The organism is Pseudonocardia sp. T1-2H, assembly GCF_038039215.1.
GTDB lineage: Bacteria > Actinomycetota > Actinomycetes > Mycobacteriales > Pseudonocardiaceae > Pseudonocardia.
Window position 1 is genome coordinate 2,174,935 of the sequence record NZ_JBBPCL010000001.1, and the last position, 15,540, is coordinate 2,190,474.

At 71.5% G+C, this 15,540-nt stretch carries 9 protein-coding genes; 6 read left to right on the forward strand and 3 right to left on the reverse strand.

Going from position 1 to position 15,540, the window contains the following annotated elements:
* Nucleotides 1-1,306 precede the first annotated feature (1,306 nt).
* Nucleotides 1,307-2,287: a 2,3-diaminopropionate biosynthesis protein SbnA gene (gene sbnA / locus WBK50_RS10825; RefSeq protein ID WP_341335468.1), complete on the forward strand. Its 981-nt coding sequence runs from the start codon at nt 1,307-1,309 to the stop codon at nt 2,285-2,287.
* Nucleotides 2,288-2,290: 3 nt separating this feature from the next.
* Nucleotides 2,291-6,229 carry an AMP-binding protein gene (locus WBK50_RS10830; protein WP_341335469.1) on the forward strand — a complete coding sequence of 1,313 codons (3,939 nt, stop codon included), beginning with the start codon at nt 2,291-2,293 and terminating at the stop codon, nt 6,227-6,229.
* On the opposite strand, the gene WBK50_RS10835 is transcribed toward WBK50_RS10830, so the two are convergent.
* A complete protein-coding gene (locus WBK50_RS10835; protein WP_341335470.1) occupies nt 6,175-7,353 on the reverse strand; it encodes a hypothetical protein in 1,179 nt (392 codons plus the stop codon). The genes WBK50_RS10830 and WBK50_RS10835 overlap by 55 nt on opposite strands.
* Between WBK50_RS10835 and WBK50_RS35055 the strand changes: the two genes are divergently transcribed.
* The 3 genes from WBK50_RS35055 to WBK50_RS10855 all read left to right on the forward strand — a co-directional run bounded on the left by WBK50_RS35055 (nt 7,337) and on the right by WBK50_RS10855 (nt 13,983).
* Nucleotides 7,337-11,614, forward strand: coding sequence for an amino acid adenylation domain-containing protein (locus tag WBK50_RS35055; RefSeq protein ID WP_445942241.1), 4,278 nt, complete (start codon nt 7,337-7,339; stop codon nt 11,612-11,614). The two genes, WBK50_RS10835 and WBK50_RS35055, sit on opposite strands and share 17 nt — an antisense overlap.
* The gene (sbnB, locus tag WBK50_RS10850) at nt 11,611-12,681 is read left to right on the forward strand and encodes a 2,3-diaminopropionate biosynthesis protein SbnB (RefSeq protein ID WP_341335471.1); all 1,071 of its coding nucleotides are present in this window, start codon (nt 11,611-11,613) and stop codon (nt 12,679-12,681) included. The genes WBK50_RS35055 and sbnB overlap by 4 nt, the downstream gene beginning before the upstream one ends.
* Nucleotides 12,682-12,831: 150 nt before the next feature.
* Nucleotides 12,832-13,983, forward strand: coding sequence for a threonine synthase (locus WBK50_RS10855; protein WP_341335472.1), 1,152 nt, complete (start codon nt 12,832-12,834; stop codon nt 13,981-13,983).
* 147 nt (nt 13,984-14,130) lie between these two features.
* Here the strand turns inward: WBK50_RS10855 and WBK50_RS10860 are convergent, their stop codons facing one another.
* Nucleotides 14,131-14,466, reverse strand: a complete 336-nt coding sequence (locus WBK50_RS10860; protein WP_341339591.1) for a hypothetical protein — start codon at nt 14,464-14,466, stop codon at nt 14,131-14,133.
* Nucleotides 14,467-14,518: 52 nt separating this feature from the next.
* Entirely contained in the window at nt 14,519-14,869 is a 351-nt protein-coding gene (locus WBK50_RS10865; protein ID WP_341335473.1) for a hypothetical protein, read from the reverse strand.
* 182 nt (nt 14,870-15,051) lie between these two features.
* Here WBK50_RS10865 and WBK50_RS10870 point away from each other — a divergent pair, with 182 nt between their 5' ends.
* Entirely contained in the window at nt 15,052-15,495 is a 444-nt protein-coding gene (locus WBK50_RS10870; RefSeq protein ID WP_341335474.1) for a DUF6328 family protein, read from the forward strand.
* Nucleotides 15,496-15,540 lie beyond the last annotated feature (45 nt).

Here is a 15,540-nt window from a genome sequence, read left to right on the forward strand (position 1 = left end):
TGCGGCGCACGTTCGAGGGCGGTCGGCTCCGGATCGCTCGTCAGGCGTCGAGTGGCGTTCAGCCTCCCCGAATGACCTGTTCGCATCGGGGTGGAGGCGTCCTTCGGTCGATCGCAGGCTGCTCCCGATCGTTTGTGGGTGACACCGGGTGGACGATGAGTAATCGGATTGATTCCGTGGGTGAGATCTGCTCGACTCCTCCGGGTGGCAACCCAGGGTCGGACCCTCTTACGTACTCCTGCGTACAGAGAAGAGGACCTTTCTCGTGGTAGCGTCGCGCCGATCTTCATGCAGACAGTGTGGTCGAGGAGAAGATCAAGATGACCCTTGAGGGCCGCAGGGCCGCCATTGTCGCCGCCGGCGTCCGGGCCGTCACGCGTGGAGCGGATGACCGGAATTCTCTCTCGAACGAGGAGTGGACGCAGGCTCTGCCTCCGGGGTCGAGGCACGTCCTTCGTCGACGTCGCGGAAGGCGGTCGAGTGGAAGAATTCGTCTCCGAGGACGACCGCATCGTCGTGCGTCGGGCCGATCGTCAGCAGTTCTCACCGAATGAGGACCGGCCGGCGTGGCCGGCCCGTCTCCTCGGAGGCCGTGCCGGACGTCGGCGGAGAGAGCGAACGCTCGGACCGTGCTCCACGCCGGTGGCCCGGACCGCGGCGGTCGGTCGATGACGTCCAGGGGGGACCGTCTGATGCGCCCGGTGTAGCAGGGCGGTGATGACTCCCGGGTGTCGGTACAGCCGTTCCCGGTCGGCCTCTTCCGGGGCCCAGTGGTGTGAAGGACTCGTAGTAGCGGGACCGCGATGTCAGAGCAGGATTCAGGCCGCCACCGAGGTGGCCGCGAGGAGTACGCGTCCGGCGGACGTGGGGCCGAGCCCGCCCTGCACGGCGGCGGGGCCGCCCGGCGGAACCCCGAACGGCGGGCCGGCCGCGAGCGGGGGTGGGGGGTGGGCACCCCTCCGGGCCCGGCCCCGGGTTGCGAGGGGCATCCCCCTGGTGCCGTGGTGCCTGCCCCGTCCGTCGGGGGCGGAAATCCGACCGGGCCCCGTTCGACCTGCGATAACCCGCGCCGAGGAGTGCAGGTTCCCGATGCCCGGCGCGCCGCCGCCGACGCGCTCCGGGCGACGGGGGAGAACCCTCCTGCGACCCGGGGGACCACCCCGACGCCTCGGGTGTCGGCCCCATGGCCGCGTGCGGCCTCGCCGAGGACTCTCGTACCAGGTCGACGGCCAGTCGGTGGTCCGCCGCAGAAGGAGATCAAGCCAGGACAGCGCAGCGCACCTGCTGCTCATGAAGGGGGAGGGTCGTGCCGATCATCTCGGTTCCGCAGGAGTTCAACGAGGAGAAACTGTATGTGGACCTCGAGCCCGTCATCGGGCACAGGCTCTACCTGAAGTGCGAGGGATTCAACTTCGCCGGTTCCATCAAGCTCAAAGCCGCGACCGCCATGGTGGAGGCCGCCGAGCAGGAGGGCCGGCTGAGGCAGGGGTCGATCCTGGTCGAGTCCTCGTCCGGGAACCTGGGGGTCGCGCTCAGCATGATCGCGGCGAACAGGGGCTACCGGTTCGTCTGCGTCACCGACTCCCGCTGCAACCTGGCGACCCGCCGGCTGATGGAAGCGCTGGGCAGTGAGGTGCACGTGATCACCGAGCCGAACGCGAACGGTTTCCTCGGGGCCCGGCTCGACCACGTCCGTGCGCTGTGCGCCGGCGACAGCCGCTACCTGTGGCTCAACCAGTACGCCAACCCGGACGCCTGGAAGGCGCACTTCCAGACGACGGCGCCGGCGATCGCAGAGGAGTTCCCTCGGCTCGACGTGCTGTTCGTGGGGGCGGGCACCACAGGAACGCTGATGGGCTGCGCGCGCTGGTTCCAGCAGTACCGGCCGCAGGTCCGCGTGGTCGCGATCGACGCGGTCGGCTCGGTGACCTTCGGTGCCGCGCCCTCCCGTCGGATGATCCCCGGCCTGGGGACGGGCGTCGTCCCGGAGATCTTCGACAGGTCCTACATCGACGAGGTGGTGTTCGTCGAGGAGGCCGACGCCATTGTGGCCTGCCACCGCCTGGCCGCGCGCGGGTTCCTGTTCGGCGGCTCCACCGGTACCGTCGTCAGCGGGGCCGCGAGCTGGCTGGACCGCAATGACGCCGGCCGCCTCACCTCGGTGACGATCGCCCCGGATCTCGGCGAGCGCTACCTCGACACCGTCTACCAGACGAACTGGGTGCAGGAGCTCTACGGCGATGTCCTGTCCACCCCCGAGCGGGTCGACAAGACCCTGGTGGCCTGAGCCATGTCCTTCACTCCGCAGTCCGCAGGCAACACCGTCGCCGGCGACACGCCGGTGACGGTGCTACCGAGCGTGGGCCCCCGTACGGGGACAGCCCTGTCCGAGCTCGTGCTCGTCGACCAGCACGAGGCCCAGGGATGGCGGGTTCGCCGGAACGAGCGGCTCGACACCGTCTTCGAGGAGCGGTGCGACTGGATCCGCGAGTACGGCCGGCCCGGCCAGCTCGCCGTCGACGCGGACGGTCTGTCGCTGACCTACGACGAGCTCGAGATGCGGGCCAACCGGCTCGCCCGGTACCTCCGGCTGCACGGTGCCGTGGCGGGGGACCGGATCGCGCTGCTGTTCGACCAGCGCGTCGAGGCCTACGTCGGCCTCCTGGCGGTACTGAAGATCAGCGGCACCTGCGTGCCGCTCGACGTGGACGCCCCCGCCGAGCGGACGGCCTATGTCGTCGCTGACGCCGGGGCGCGGATCGTCCTGTCCCGGTCCCACCTGCGCGGGCGGGTCGAGAGCACCGAGTTCCTGAGGACGACCGGCGCCGTGCTGATCTCGATCGACGAGGCGGCGCCGCTGATCGCGGAGATGAGCGGGACCCGGCTGCAGCCGGCCGAGCGCGGCAGCCATGAGGGCCGTCCGGCCTACATCGCCTACGGCACGGGCTCCGGGGGCTGGCTCGAGGGCGTCGGGATCGACCACCGGAGCATCGCGAACTTCGCCCGCGTCGCCTCCGAGATCTACGGCATCCGCGGGCTTCGCCTCTTCCAGGGGCAGACGCCCGCCTCCGGCGGGTCCGTCGCCGAGGTCTGGGTGGCCTGGGCCGCGGGCGCGACGCTCGTCCCCGCTCCCGACGGCGCCGCGCTGCGTGGCCGGGACCTGCATGCCTTCCTCTCCGCGAAGCGTGTCAGCGCGCTGTCCACCACCCCGACGCTGTTGGCCACGCTCGAGGACGACCTGCCCGACCTCCGGTTCCTGCTGGTCTCCGGCGAGGCGTGCCCGCAGAGCCTGATCGCCCGCTGGCACCGCAACGGCCGGCGCTTCCTCAACGCCTACACGCCGTCCGAAGCGACGGTCCCCGCCACCTGGACCGAGGTGCACCCCGACAAGCCGGTCACCATCGGTGTGCCGCTGCCCACCTACGCGACCGCGGTCCTGGACCCCGGCGTCCCCCGCCGGGCGCTCCCGCACGGCGAGACCGGCGAGCTCGCCGTCGCCGGGATCGGGCTGGCCTGCGGCTACCCCGAGCACAACGCCCTCACCGCCGCCGCGTTCGTCGACGACTTCATGGGCATCCCGGGCAACCCGTCGGGAAGGATCTACCGCACCGGCGATCTGGGTCGGGTCAACGACGCCGGCGAGATCGAGTACCGCGGCCGGCTCGACCGGCAGGTCCACCTCGGGGGCGAGCGCGTCGACCTCACCGAGATCGAGTCCGCGATGCTCGCCGTTCCCGGGATCGCGGCCGCGGTGGTCGGCGCCTACGAGGCCGCGGCGGGCGACATCGAGCTCATCGGCTACTACACCCTTCGCGCGGACACCTCGGACCTCGCCGACCAGGTGATCCACTCGTGGCTGCGCGAGCGGCTGGCGCCGCACCACGTGCCTGCCCGCCTCGAGCGCCTCGACGCCATCCCGATGACACCGCAGGGCCTCACCGACCGAGAGAACCTTCCGGCGCCCGGGGCGCGCGGATTCCGTTCGACGCCGTTTCCGCGGACGGCGCCCGCCGCGCCCGTCGCGCCTTCCGGCGCGGACGAGGTGGAGCGGCTGCGTACCGAGAACGCCCGGCTGCTCGCGCAGTTGGACAAGCTGCGCGCCCAGACCGGGGCCGGGCCCGTCATCGAGCTGTCGGCGCCCGCGCCGGCCGCCCTCCTGCAGCCGCCCACGCCGGTGCCCGCCCCGATCGCGGCGCCCGCGCCGCCGTCGTCCTCGACGACCGAGGAGGCGCTCGCGGCGGTGCTGGCGGAGGTGCTGGACGTCGAGCAGGTGTCTGTCGACAGCCACTTCTTCGACGACCTGGGCGCGGACTCGATGGTGATGGCGCGGTTCTGCGCGCGGCTGCGCAAGCGGGACGACCTGCCGACGGTGTCGATGAAGGACGTCTACGCGCGGCCGACGCTCCGCGGCCTGGCGACGGCGTTCGCCCCCGCAGCCCCTGCCCCGGTCGTGCCGGCGGCTCCGGCGCCCACCGCGGCCCCGGTCGCGGCGGGTCTGGCCGCGGTGCTGGCGGAGGTGCTGGACGTCGAGCAGGTGTCCGTCGACAGCCACTTCTTCGACGACCTCGGCGCGGACTCGATGGTGATGGCGCGGTTCTGCGCGCGGCTGCGCAAGCGGGACGACCTGCCGACGGTGTCGATGAAGGACGTCTACGCGCGGCCGACGCTCCGCGGCCTGGCCACGGCGTTCGCCCCCGCAGCCCCTGCCCCGGTCGTGCCGGCGGCTCCGGCGCCCACCGCGGCCCCGGTCGCGGCGGGTCTGGCCGCGGTGCTGGCGGAGGTGCTGGACGTCGAGCAGGTGTCCGTCGACAGCCACTTCTTCGACGACCTCGGTGCGGACTCGATGGTGATGGCGCGGTTCTGCGCGCGGCTGCGCAAGCGGGACGACCTGCCGACGGTGTCGATGAAGGACATCTACGCGCAGCCGACGCTCCGCGGCCTGGCCACGACGCTCGGGGACGGCCTGCCCGCTCCCGCCCAACCGTCGGCCCCGGCGCCGACCGAGACGCTACCCACGGCCGAGTGTGCCTCGGTGTCGACCGGCACGCCGCCGGCGGCCGAGGTTGTCAAGCCGGCCACCACCCGGGAGTACGTCCTCTGTGCAGTGCTCCAGGCGCTCATCTTCCTGGGCTACAGCTATCTCGCCGCGACCATCTTCGAGCAGTCCTTCCTGTGGATCTCCCTCGGTCAGGGGCTGCTCGACTACTACGTGCGGGCGGTGGGGGTGGGGGCCGTGACCTTCGCCATCGCGTGCACTCTCCCGATCCTGTTGAAGTGGGTGCTGATCGGGCGGTGGAAGCCGCAGCGGCAGATCCGCATCTGGAGCCTGGGTTACGTCCGCTTCTGGGCGGTCAAGACCCTGGTCGCGTCGAACCCGCTGGTCCTGTTCGCCGGTTCGCCGCTGTACTCGCTGTACCTGAGGGCGCTGGGCGCGAAGATCGGCCGCGGGACCGTCATCCTCTCCCGGCACGCGCCCGCCTGCCCCGACCTGCTCACGATCGGGGCCGGGACGGTCATCCGCAAGGAGGCCTACTTCAACTGCTACCGAGCCCACGCCGGTGTGATCCAGACGGGCACGGTCACCCTCGGGAACAACGTCTTCGTCGGCGAGAAGGCGATCCTCGACATCGGCACGTCCATCGGCGACGGGGCGCAGCTCGGCCACACCTCGTCGCTGCATGCCGGACAGTCCGTGCCGGCGGGCGAACACTGGCACGGGTCGCCCGGGCAGCGGACCGACGCGGACTACCGGGGGGTCGAGACCACACAGCTCAGCAACCGGCGACGGGTCGGCTACAGCGTCCTGGAGCTGCTCAACCTGGTGTTCCTGGTCCTGCCGATCCTGTTCGGCGTCATCGCCGCCCTGCTCGGGGAGGTGCCGTGGATCGCCGCGCTGCTCGAGCCCGGCCCGCGGGCCTTCACGGACTGGACGTTCTACGCCGTCGCGCTGGTGACCTCGCTGGTGCTCTTCTTCGGCTCCAAGCTGCTCGCCCTCCTGCTGGTGTTCACGGTTCCGCGCGTGCTCAACCTCATGCTCAAGCCGGACCGGACCTACCCGCTCTACGGCTTCTACTACTCGGTCCACAAGACGATCGTGCGGCTGAGCAACCGCAAGTTCTTCCACGAGATGTTCGGTGACAGCTCCGCCATCGCCCACTACGTCCGCCGTCTCGGCTACAAGCTCGCCTCCCCCTCGTGCAGACCGGGTCGAACTTCGGCGTCGAGGTGAAGCACGAGAATCCGTTCCTCGTTTCCGTCGGCAGTGGAACGGTGATCGCCAGCGGGCACACCTTCATCAACGCCGACTACTCGAGCACGTCCTTCCGCCTCTCCCGGACTTCGGTCGGGGCGAACAACTTCCTGGGCAACGACATCGTCTACCCCCCGCAGGGGAGAACCGGGGCGGACTGCCTCCTCGCGACGAAGGTCCTGGTCCCGATCGACGGGAAGGTCCGGGAGGGCGTCGGCCTGCTGGGCTCGCCCGCCTTCGAGATCCCGCGAACGGTCGCCCGCGACAGCAAGTTCGCCCAGATCGCACACGGGGAGGACTTCCCTCGCCTGCTCGCCGCGAAGAACAAGTACAACCGCGCCACGATGGGGTGGTTCCTGCTGGTGCGCTGGTTCTACTACTTCGTGCTCACCCTGACGTCCTTCATGACCCTCGACCTCTACGACACGCTCGGTGCCTGGGCGATCGTCATGCTCAACGTCGCCCTCCTCGTCTTCAGCGTCTTCTACTTCGCGCTGGTGGAACGGGCCTCGACGAGATTCCGCGGCCTGAAGCCGACGCACTGCTCGATCTATCAGATCGACTTCTGGCGGACGGAACGGTTCTTCAAGTTCTGCGCGAGGATCGGGCTGCACAGGATCTTCACCGGCACGCCGTACAAGGCCATGCTCTTCCGGATGGTGGGCGCCAACATCGGCAAGCGGCTCTTCGACGACGGGGCCACCATGGCCGAGAAGAACCTCGTGACTATCGGCGACGACGTCACCCTCAACGCCGGCGCCACCCTGCAGTGCCACTCCCAGGAGGACTACGCCTTCAAGTCCGACCGGATCACGGTCGGTTCCGGCGCCACGATCGGGGTGGGTGCGTTCGTCCACTACGGGGTGACGATCGGCGACAGCGCCGTGCTCGCTCCGGACTCCTTCCTCATGAAGGGCGAAGAGATTCCCGCGCACGAACGGTGGGGCGGCAACCCGGCTGAGGAGATGGCCCCCTTCGGCCCGCTGGACCTGCAGGTCAGCCGCGCCGCCAGCAAGCACCGCGCGCTCGAGATGGGGGGTGACGAGTTCCGTGGCACTCACCAGCGACAAGGAGAAGGACGCCTCGATGACAGTGACCGACACGTCCGGCCGGGAGTTCTGGCGCGGTGTACTCGTCGCCGGCGGGCTGACGACGATCCCGCGGTGGACGCTCGAGCCGGTGGCCGGCACCGCCGAGCACGAGGCTCCGATCCCCGACGACCACCTGGAGTCGTTGCGCCGGCTCGCGGCCGAGCTGGCGGTACCACTCGGCACGGTGCTGCTGGCCGCGCACGCCACGGTGCTCGCCGCCCTGTCCGGCGAGCGCGACATCGTCACCGGATACGTCACGGGGGGAGACGGCCGACCGTTGCCGTGCCGGCTGAGGACCGAGCCGGACACGTGGCGGGCGCTGCTGTCGGCCACCCACCGCGTCGAGGCGGAACTGCTGTCCCACTCCGACTTCCCGGTCGGCGAGCTCCGGCGCGAGCTGGGCCTGACCGGACCGTCGTTCGAGACCGAGTTCGACCCGAGCGGGGCCGGCGGCGACCTCGCCGAGGACACCGTGCTGCGGGTGGCGGTCCCGCCCGACGGCGACGGGCTCGCGCTGCGGCTGCGGTACCGGACCGACGTCCTCGACGCGGACGGCGCCGCCAGGATCGCCGGCTACCACCTCACGGCGCTCGCGCGGATGGCGGCAGACCCGGACGTCGAGCACCGGCGGCAGAGCCTGCTCTCCGCCGAGGAGCTGGCCTTCCAGCTCGAGGGGCTGGCCGGGCCGCACCGGGAGCTGCCGGACCGCCGGGTGCACGAGCTGTTCGAGCTGCGGGTGCAGGAGCAGCCGGACGCCGTGGCGGGCGTGCACGGCGACCGGCGGTGGACCTACGGCGAGCTCAACGCCCGGGCAAACCGGCTGGGGCGGGCGCTGCTGGCGCGGGAGCTGCCCCGCGAAGCGGTCGTCACGGTGGTGATGGAGCGCAACCTGGACTGGATGGCGTCCGTCCTGGCGATCTGGAAGGCCGGGCTCACCTACCTGCCCCTGGAGCCGCACTTCCCGCCCGGGCGCATCGCGACCGCCGTCTCCCGGGCCGAGTCCGCGCTCGTGCTGACCGAGAGCGGCAGCACCACCACGCTCGACCAGGCCCTCGACTCGCTGCCCGGGGTCCGGAAGCTCTACGTCGACGAGGCCTACGCGGAGGACCACGCCGACGGGAACCTCGGTGTCGCCGTCGGCCCGGGCCAGCTCGCCTACATCCTGTTCACCTCGGGCTCGACCGGGGAGCCCAAGGGCGCGATGTGCGAGCACGCGGGGATGCTCAACCACATCCAGGCGAAGCTCGCCGACCTGGGGGTCCGCGAGGGGGAGGTCGTCCCGCAGACGGGGCCCCAGTGCTTCGACATCTCGGTGTGGCAGCTGGTCGGCGCGCTCCTGGTCGGCGGCTCGACCCTGTTCGTCGACCAGGACGTGATCCTGGACGTCGAGCGGTTCGTCGACACGATCGTCGAGAGCCGGGCCGGGGTGATCCAGGTCGTGCCCTCCTACCTCGAGGTCGTCGTCTCCTACCTGGAGCAGCACCCCCGCGAGCTGCCGGACCTGCACTGCGTGTGCCCGACCGGCGACTTCCTGAAGAAGGAGCTCGTCCAGCGCTGGTTCGCGGTCCAGCCCGGGATCGGCCTGGTCAACACCTACGGCCTGACCGAGACCTCCGACGACGCCGTCCACGAGATCATGCACCGGACCCCGGACGAGGACCAGGTCCCCCTCGGCCGGCCCATCCAGAACACGACCGTCTACGTCGCCGACGAGCACCTGATGCCGGTCCCGCTGGGCGCCCCCGGCCTGATCGTGTTCTCCGGGGTCTGCGTCGGCCGCGGCTACGTCAACGACCCCGAGCGCACCCGCCTGATGTTCGGGGACGACCCGCACCGCAAGGACGAGCGGATCTGCCGCACCGGCGACTACGGCCGCTGGCGGCCGGACGGCAAGCTGGACTTCCTCGGGCGGCGGGACAACCAGGTCAAGATCCGCGGCTTCCGGATCGAGATCGGCGAGGTCGAGAACGGCTTGCTGCGGGTGCCCGGCGTGCGCGACGGCGCCGCGGTGGTCGCGGAGGGCGCCGCCGGGACGAAGCGCCTGGTGGCGTTCTACTCCGGACCGCGGCCGCTCGAGGCCGACGCCCTGCGGGACCGGCTGGTCGAGGCGGTGCCCGAGTACATGGTCCCGTCGGCCTTCCACTGGCGCGACAGCCTGCCGCTGACGCCCAACGGCAAGATCGACCGGACCGCACTCACGGCGCTCGCCGGGGAGCTCGATGTCACCGAGGAGGCCTACGAAGCGCCGAGCACGGCGACCGAGCAGCGACTGGCGAGCGCGTGGGCGACGGTGCTCGGCGTCCCGGAGGACCAGATCGGTCGGCAGGACCACTTCTTCGACCGGGGCGGCACGTCGCTGTCGGCGGTGAAGCTGGCGATCGCCCTCAAGCGCGCGGTGTCCCTCACCGACATCACCCGGAACCCGGTCCTCGCCGACCTGGCCCGGATGGTCGACGGCAGGTCCGAGCGGCGCTCCGGGCTGCTGCAGGCACTGTCGGAACCGGGCGACGCGCAGGCGGGCGCCCTGGTGTGCTTCCCCTACGCCGGCGGGAACGCGGTGAACTACCAGCCGTTGGCCGGCGCGCTCCGGGGCAGCGGGCTGGCGGTCCTCGCCGTCGAGCTGCCCGGCCACGACCTGGCCGCCGACCGCGAGCCGTTCGCGCCGATGGCACAGGTGGTCGAGCAGGTCGTCACCGAGATCGTCGGGCGCGGCCTGAAGAGGGTCGCACTGTGGGGCCACTCGGCGGGTACCGCGTTCGCGATCGAGACGGCCAGGAAGCTGGTCGAGCGCGGGGTGGACGTCCAGCGCGTGTTCCTCGGCGCGCAGCTGCTCGGCAGCGCCGCCGACCGACGCGCCGCCGTCACCGAGATGGACGGGCGGGCCGACGACGAGATCGCCGCGGGACTGAGCGCCAGCGGCGGGTTCTCCGAGCTCGACGCGCAGCGGGCCGAGCACGTCGGCGCCGCCTACCGGCACGACAGCACGTCCGCGCACCGCTACTTCGCGGACGCGCTGGACGTCCCACCGGCGGAGCGGTTGTCCGTGCCGGTCACCGTGGTCGTCGCCGCCGACGACCCGAAGACGGCGGGGTCCTCGCGCCGTTACCGCGAGTGGGAAGCTCCTGGCCGAACACGCCGAGCTCCTCGAGCTCGCCGACGGCGGCCACTACTTCCTGCGCACGCGCCCGGCCGAGGCGGCACAGGCCGTGCTGCGCGGCGCCGACCTGCTGGCCCCCTCCTCCTGATCAGCTACCGAAAGGACATCGACATGTCGTCATCCCCCGCGTCCCAGGTCGGCGTGGACCGGCAACCCGGCAAGCCTCCGATGCTGCGGGCCGAGGCCGGTGGCGACGCCACGGGTTGGACGGCCGAGCACCGGGACGTGCTGCGCGGCGCCGTCACCGAGCACGGGTCGGTCCTGGTCCGCGGCCTCGGGCTGCGCGACGCGGCCGAGGTGGCTGCCGCCTTCCGGCAGCTGGCCACCACCGGCCTGATGGCCGAGCGGGAGGCCTTCGCGCCCCGGACGGCGTACTCCGAGGGCGTGTACTCCTCGACGAAGTGGCCGGCGAACCAGCAGATGTGCATGCACCACGAGCTGAGCTACACCCTCGAGTTCCCCGGCACGATGATGTTCGCCTGCCTCACCGCGCCCGCCGAAGGCGGGGCGACCGCGGTGGCCGACGCGCCGACCGTGCTCGACGAGCTGCCCGGCTCGCTGGTCGAGCGGTTCGAGCGCGAGGGCTGGATGGTCACCCGCAGCTACAACGAGGAGATCGGGGCGCCCTGGGCCGAGGCGTTCGGCACCGAGGACCGGGACGCCGTCGAGCGCTACTGCCGCGCCAACGCCATCGAGTTCGAGTGGCAACCCGACGGCGAGCTGCGGACCCGGCAGCGCCGCAGCGCCGTGGTGCGGCACCCGGTCACCGGGCAGCGCTGCTGGTTCAACCAGATCGCCTTCCTCAACCAGTGGACGCTGGCCGAGGAGGTGCGCGAGTACCTGGTGGAGGTCTACGGCGAGGACGGACTGCCGTTCAACACCCGCTTCGGCAACGGCGACCCGATCGACGAGGACATCGTCACGCTGCTCAACGAGATCTACGAGGCCCACACCGCGCGGGAACTGTGGCAGGCCGGCGACCTGCTGCTGGTGGACAACATCCGCAGCGCGCACAGCCGTGAGCCCTACACCGGGGCGCGCGAGGTGCTCGTCGGGATGGCCGACGCGGTGCACCTGGCCGACTGCTTGCCGACCGTCGAGGTGGCCGCGCGATGAGCACCGCCCAGCCCACCGCAGCGGGGTCCGCGCCGGCCGAACCGCTCAGCGTCCCACCGTTCGCGGTGATCTCCGGTGCCCAGGTCCAGCAGGCGCTGCAGGGGCGGGAGAAGCAAATCGTGGACCTGGTCGAGGACACCTACCGGCTGCACGGCGCCGGCGACTCGGTGAACCCGCCGTCCTACTTCCTGCGCTTCCCCGACCGCCCGTCCTCCCGCATCATCGCGCTGCCCGCCTCGATCGGCGGCGACGTGCGTGTGGACGGGCTGAAATGGATCTCCAGCTTCCCCGAGAACGTGGCGGCCGGCATCCCGCGGGCCTCGGCCGTGCTGATCCTCAACGACCACGACACCGGCTACCCGTTCGCCGTCCTGGAGAGCTCGATCATCAGCGCGGCCAGGACGGCCGCGTCGGCCGCGCTCGCTGCCGAGCGGCTCAGCCGCGGCCGGCAGCGCCCGACGCGCGTCGGGTTCATCGGGGTGGGCCTGATCGCCCGCTACATCCACACCTTCCTGAGCGGCACCGGCTGGTCGTTCGCCGACACCGGCGTGTTCGACCTGTCCGCCGACAGCGCGGCAGGCTTCCGCGGTTACCTGGAGCAGACGGGCACGGCCGGCCGCGTCAGGGTGCACGACAGCGCCGAGGAGCTGATCCGCTCCAGTGACCTGGTCGTGTTCGCCACCGTCGCCGGTGAGCCGCACGTCCACGACGTCTCGTGGTTCGACCACAACCCGCTGGTGCTGCACGTCTCGCTGCGTGACCTCGCGCCGGAGATCCTGCTCGCCTCGACCAACGTCGTCGACGACGTCGAGCACTGCCTGAAGGCGAACACGTCGCCGCATCTCGTCGAGCAGCTCACCGGCAACCGAGACTTCCTGGCGGGCACGTTGGACGACGTGATGGCGGGGCGGGTGACGGTCCCGGCCGACCGGCCCGTGGTGTTCTCGCCCTTCGGCCTCGGCGTGCTCGACCTCGCCGTCGGCAAGTACGTCTACGACGAGGTGGCCCGCTCCGGCCGGCTGCACGTCATCGACGACTTCTTCCACGAGCTCCGCCGTTACGGATGATCCGCCGAGGATCCCGACCGGCGTCACCGGTGCGGCGGCGGGCCAGCAGTCGCACCCGGTGGCCGCGACCACCCTGCCGACCCGGTGAATGCCCCTCACTCTCCTCTGTCCGGCATCGCACAGCATGAAGGGCGCCACCAGATGGGTACTGTGACCAAGTCGGTCGAGTCGGCGGGTTTCGAGTGGCTCCACTACGACTACGGCTCTGCACTGATGCCGTCGGACCCGCCGGATTCGTTCACGATGTGGCGATATCGCGACCTGCTCCCGATCTCCGACGATCCCGTGCGCTACCCGGTGCCGATCGGTGGCACACCGCTGCTGTCCGCACCGGCCCTTCGGGAGAGCGCGGGCACGCCGAACCTGTGGATCAAGGACGAGACGCGCAACCCGAGCGCGTCGAACAAGGACCGCGCCACGGCGCTCGTGATCGAGGACGGGCTGCGCCGCGGGGTCGGCACGATCACGACCGCCTCCACCGGCAACGCGGCGGTGGCGACCGCCTTCGGTGCCGCGGCGGCCGGGATGCGGGCCGTCATCTTCGTGTCGACCGGCTGCCAGCAGGAGAAGCTCGCGCTCATGACGCAGGCCGGCGCCTGGGTCTTCCGGGTGCCCGAAGGTTATGCGGCTGCCGTCGACCTCTCCCGCGCCGCGGCCCGCACGTTCGGCTGGCTCGACCGCAACACCGGCGCCAACCCGTTCACCATCGAGGCGAAGAAGACCGTGGCGTTCGAGGTGTGGGAACAGCTCGGCCGCCGGCTCCCGGACGTGATGATCGTTCCGGTCGGCGACGGCCCCACGTTCGCCTCGCTCGACAAGGGCTTCGCCGAGCTGGTCAGCTGTGGCCTCACCACGCGGCGCCCGCGGCTGATCGGGGTGCAGGCCGAGCGGTGCCAGCCGTTGGTGCGGGCCTGGCTCGGCGAGCCTGCCGGGCCGGCGGAGCTGGACCCCGCTGCCACGGTGGCCGACGGCATCGCGGTCCTGCGCCCGGCGATCGGTGACGCCGTGCTGGACGCGGTGCGCGGAAGCGGAGGAGGAATGGTGGCGGTCTCCGACGAGGCGATGATCGGTGCGGTCGCGACGTTGGCGTGCAGGGCGGGTGTAGGTGCCGAACCCGCCGGGGCGGCCTCCCTGGCCGGCCTGGGAAGCGCCCTCGAGCAGGACATGGTCGACCGGTCGGACACGGTCGTCCTCCTGGTCACCGGCCGGGAGGTGAAGGCGGGCGGGCCGCCTGACCTGAGCCGGGTGGCGGTCGTCGAGAACCTCGACGAGGTCGAGCGCGCCCTGGCGGGTGGGTCCTGAGGGTGCCGAGACCGGGGTCGGCGACGCCGAGTCGGCGGATGCCGCCGGCCTGAGCGCCGCCGCCCGCAGATCCTCGTGGTGCCGTCACCCCGCACTTGTCGGACGCGGTGCTGTTGGGGGCGAACGGGCTCTGCGCGGTCGAGCTGGTCATGACTGCGCCTCCGGGGGCATCTGCAGTCCGAGATCCGAGACGATGCCGGCGAAGCGTCGCTCGGCCCGCGCCAGCGCGTGGTCGAAGTCGCGGGGCTTCACATCGGGCAGGCCCCACAGCGGCGCCATGGTGCGCGCCGCGTCCAGGCAGCGGGGCGTCCAGCGCGCCAACCACTCCTGCATGACCGCCTTGTTGTGGTCGGCGAACTCCTTGTCCGCGGCAAGGGGGCCGAAGCAGGCCTGGGTCCAGCGCAGGTCCTGACGGTGGGCAAGTACGTCTACGACGAGGTGCACCGCTCGGGTGCGCTGAACGTCGTCGACGACTTCTTCCACGAGCTGAAGAGGTACGGGTAGCCTGCGGGCTCGCGCGGGGAGGACCCCGGGTTCACCCTTCCCGAACCGCGGGGCCGCGCCGGGCGTGCTCCAGGAGCCGTGCGATCCGGACGGCCTCCTCGTAGTCCTTCTGCTCGTCGTCGAGGTGGAAGACGGCCTCGTCGTCGCCGCCGATCGGTTTGGACGCCCCCTCCAGCACCTCGCCGACGAACTGGACGGCCAGCGGCAGTCCACGGTGGGTCAACAGCTTCAGAAACGGCACCGCGGCGATGACCAGGCCCAACGGCGGCTCGACCAGGCCCAGGGCCACCGCGGCGGCCGCCCCGCCGTAGTAGCCGATCGACCGGGGCACGTCGAGGTTGACCGTCCCGACCCGCACCTGCAACACCGCACTGGTGGACATGGGTTTCCTCCCGTCGGGGCGCCGTTCGCGCTCGTACCGGCGGGTACCCGTGATGCGCGTGCACCCACCTGAACCGGCGGGGGCGATCGAGGAGGCGGGCGGAGCGCAGGGGCGGGTGTCGAGAGGGAGCCGGCGGGTACCCGGGCCGTCGACACCGGCGCCGATGCAGGCGGGAGCACCTGATGAGCGAGGACCGCGACAAGGAGGCCGCGCGCAACATGCAGGAACTGCTGCAGGAGCTGCGGGTGGCCCAGACCGGGGTGCAGGTCCTCTTCGCGTTCCTGCTGACCGTGCCGTTCCAGCAGGCCTTCCGCCAGGTCAGCACGTTCCAGCTGAACCTCTACTACGCCACGCTGCTGGCCGCGGCGCTGGCGGTGGTGCTGTTCGTCGCCCCCGCGGCGCAGCACCGGATGCTGTTCGGCAAGCAGGACGAGGCGCGGCTGCTGGGCCGGTTCAACCGGCAGACCATCGGTGGCCTGCTGTGCCTGGGTGCAGCCATGGTCGGAGCGGTGCTGCTGGTGACGTCCTACCTGTTCGGCACGACCCGAGCGGTGGTGACGGCCGCGATCTCGGTGGCGGTCGTCCTCGCCTTCTGGGTCGTCGGCCCGCTGGCGCACCGCGGGTAGGCGACGCACCGCCGGGTTCAGGCCGCCGCCGGGCTGACCCGTCCC

Excerpts from the sequence above, each read along its gene's own strand:
- WBK50_RS10830 (WP_341335469.1), top strand. The coding sequence starts at position 2,291 with ATGTCCTTCACTCCGCAGTCCGCAGGCAACACCGTCGCCGGCGACACG.
- WBK50_RS35055 (WP_445942241.1), top strand. The coding sequence starts at position 7,337 with ATGACAGTGACCGACACGTCCGGCCGGGAGTTCTGGCGCGGTGTACTC.
- sbnB (WP_341335471.1), top strand. The coding sequence starts at position 11,611 with ATGAGCACCGCCCAGCCCACCGCAGCGGGGTCCGCGCCGGCCGAACCG.
- WBK50_RS10865 (WP_341335473.1), bottom strand. The coding sequence starts at position 14,869 with ATGTCCACCAGTGCGGTGTTGCAGGTGCGGGTCGGGACGGTCAACCTC.
- WBK50_RS10870 (WP_341335474.1), top strand. The coding sequence starts at position 15,052 with ATGAGCGAGGACCGCGACAAGGAGGCCGCGCGCAACATGCAGGAACTG.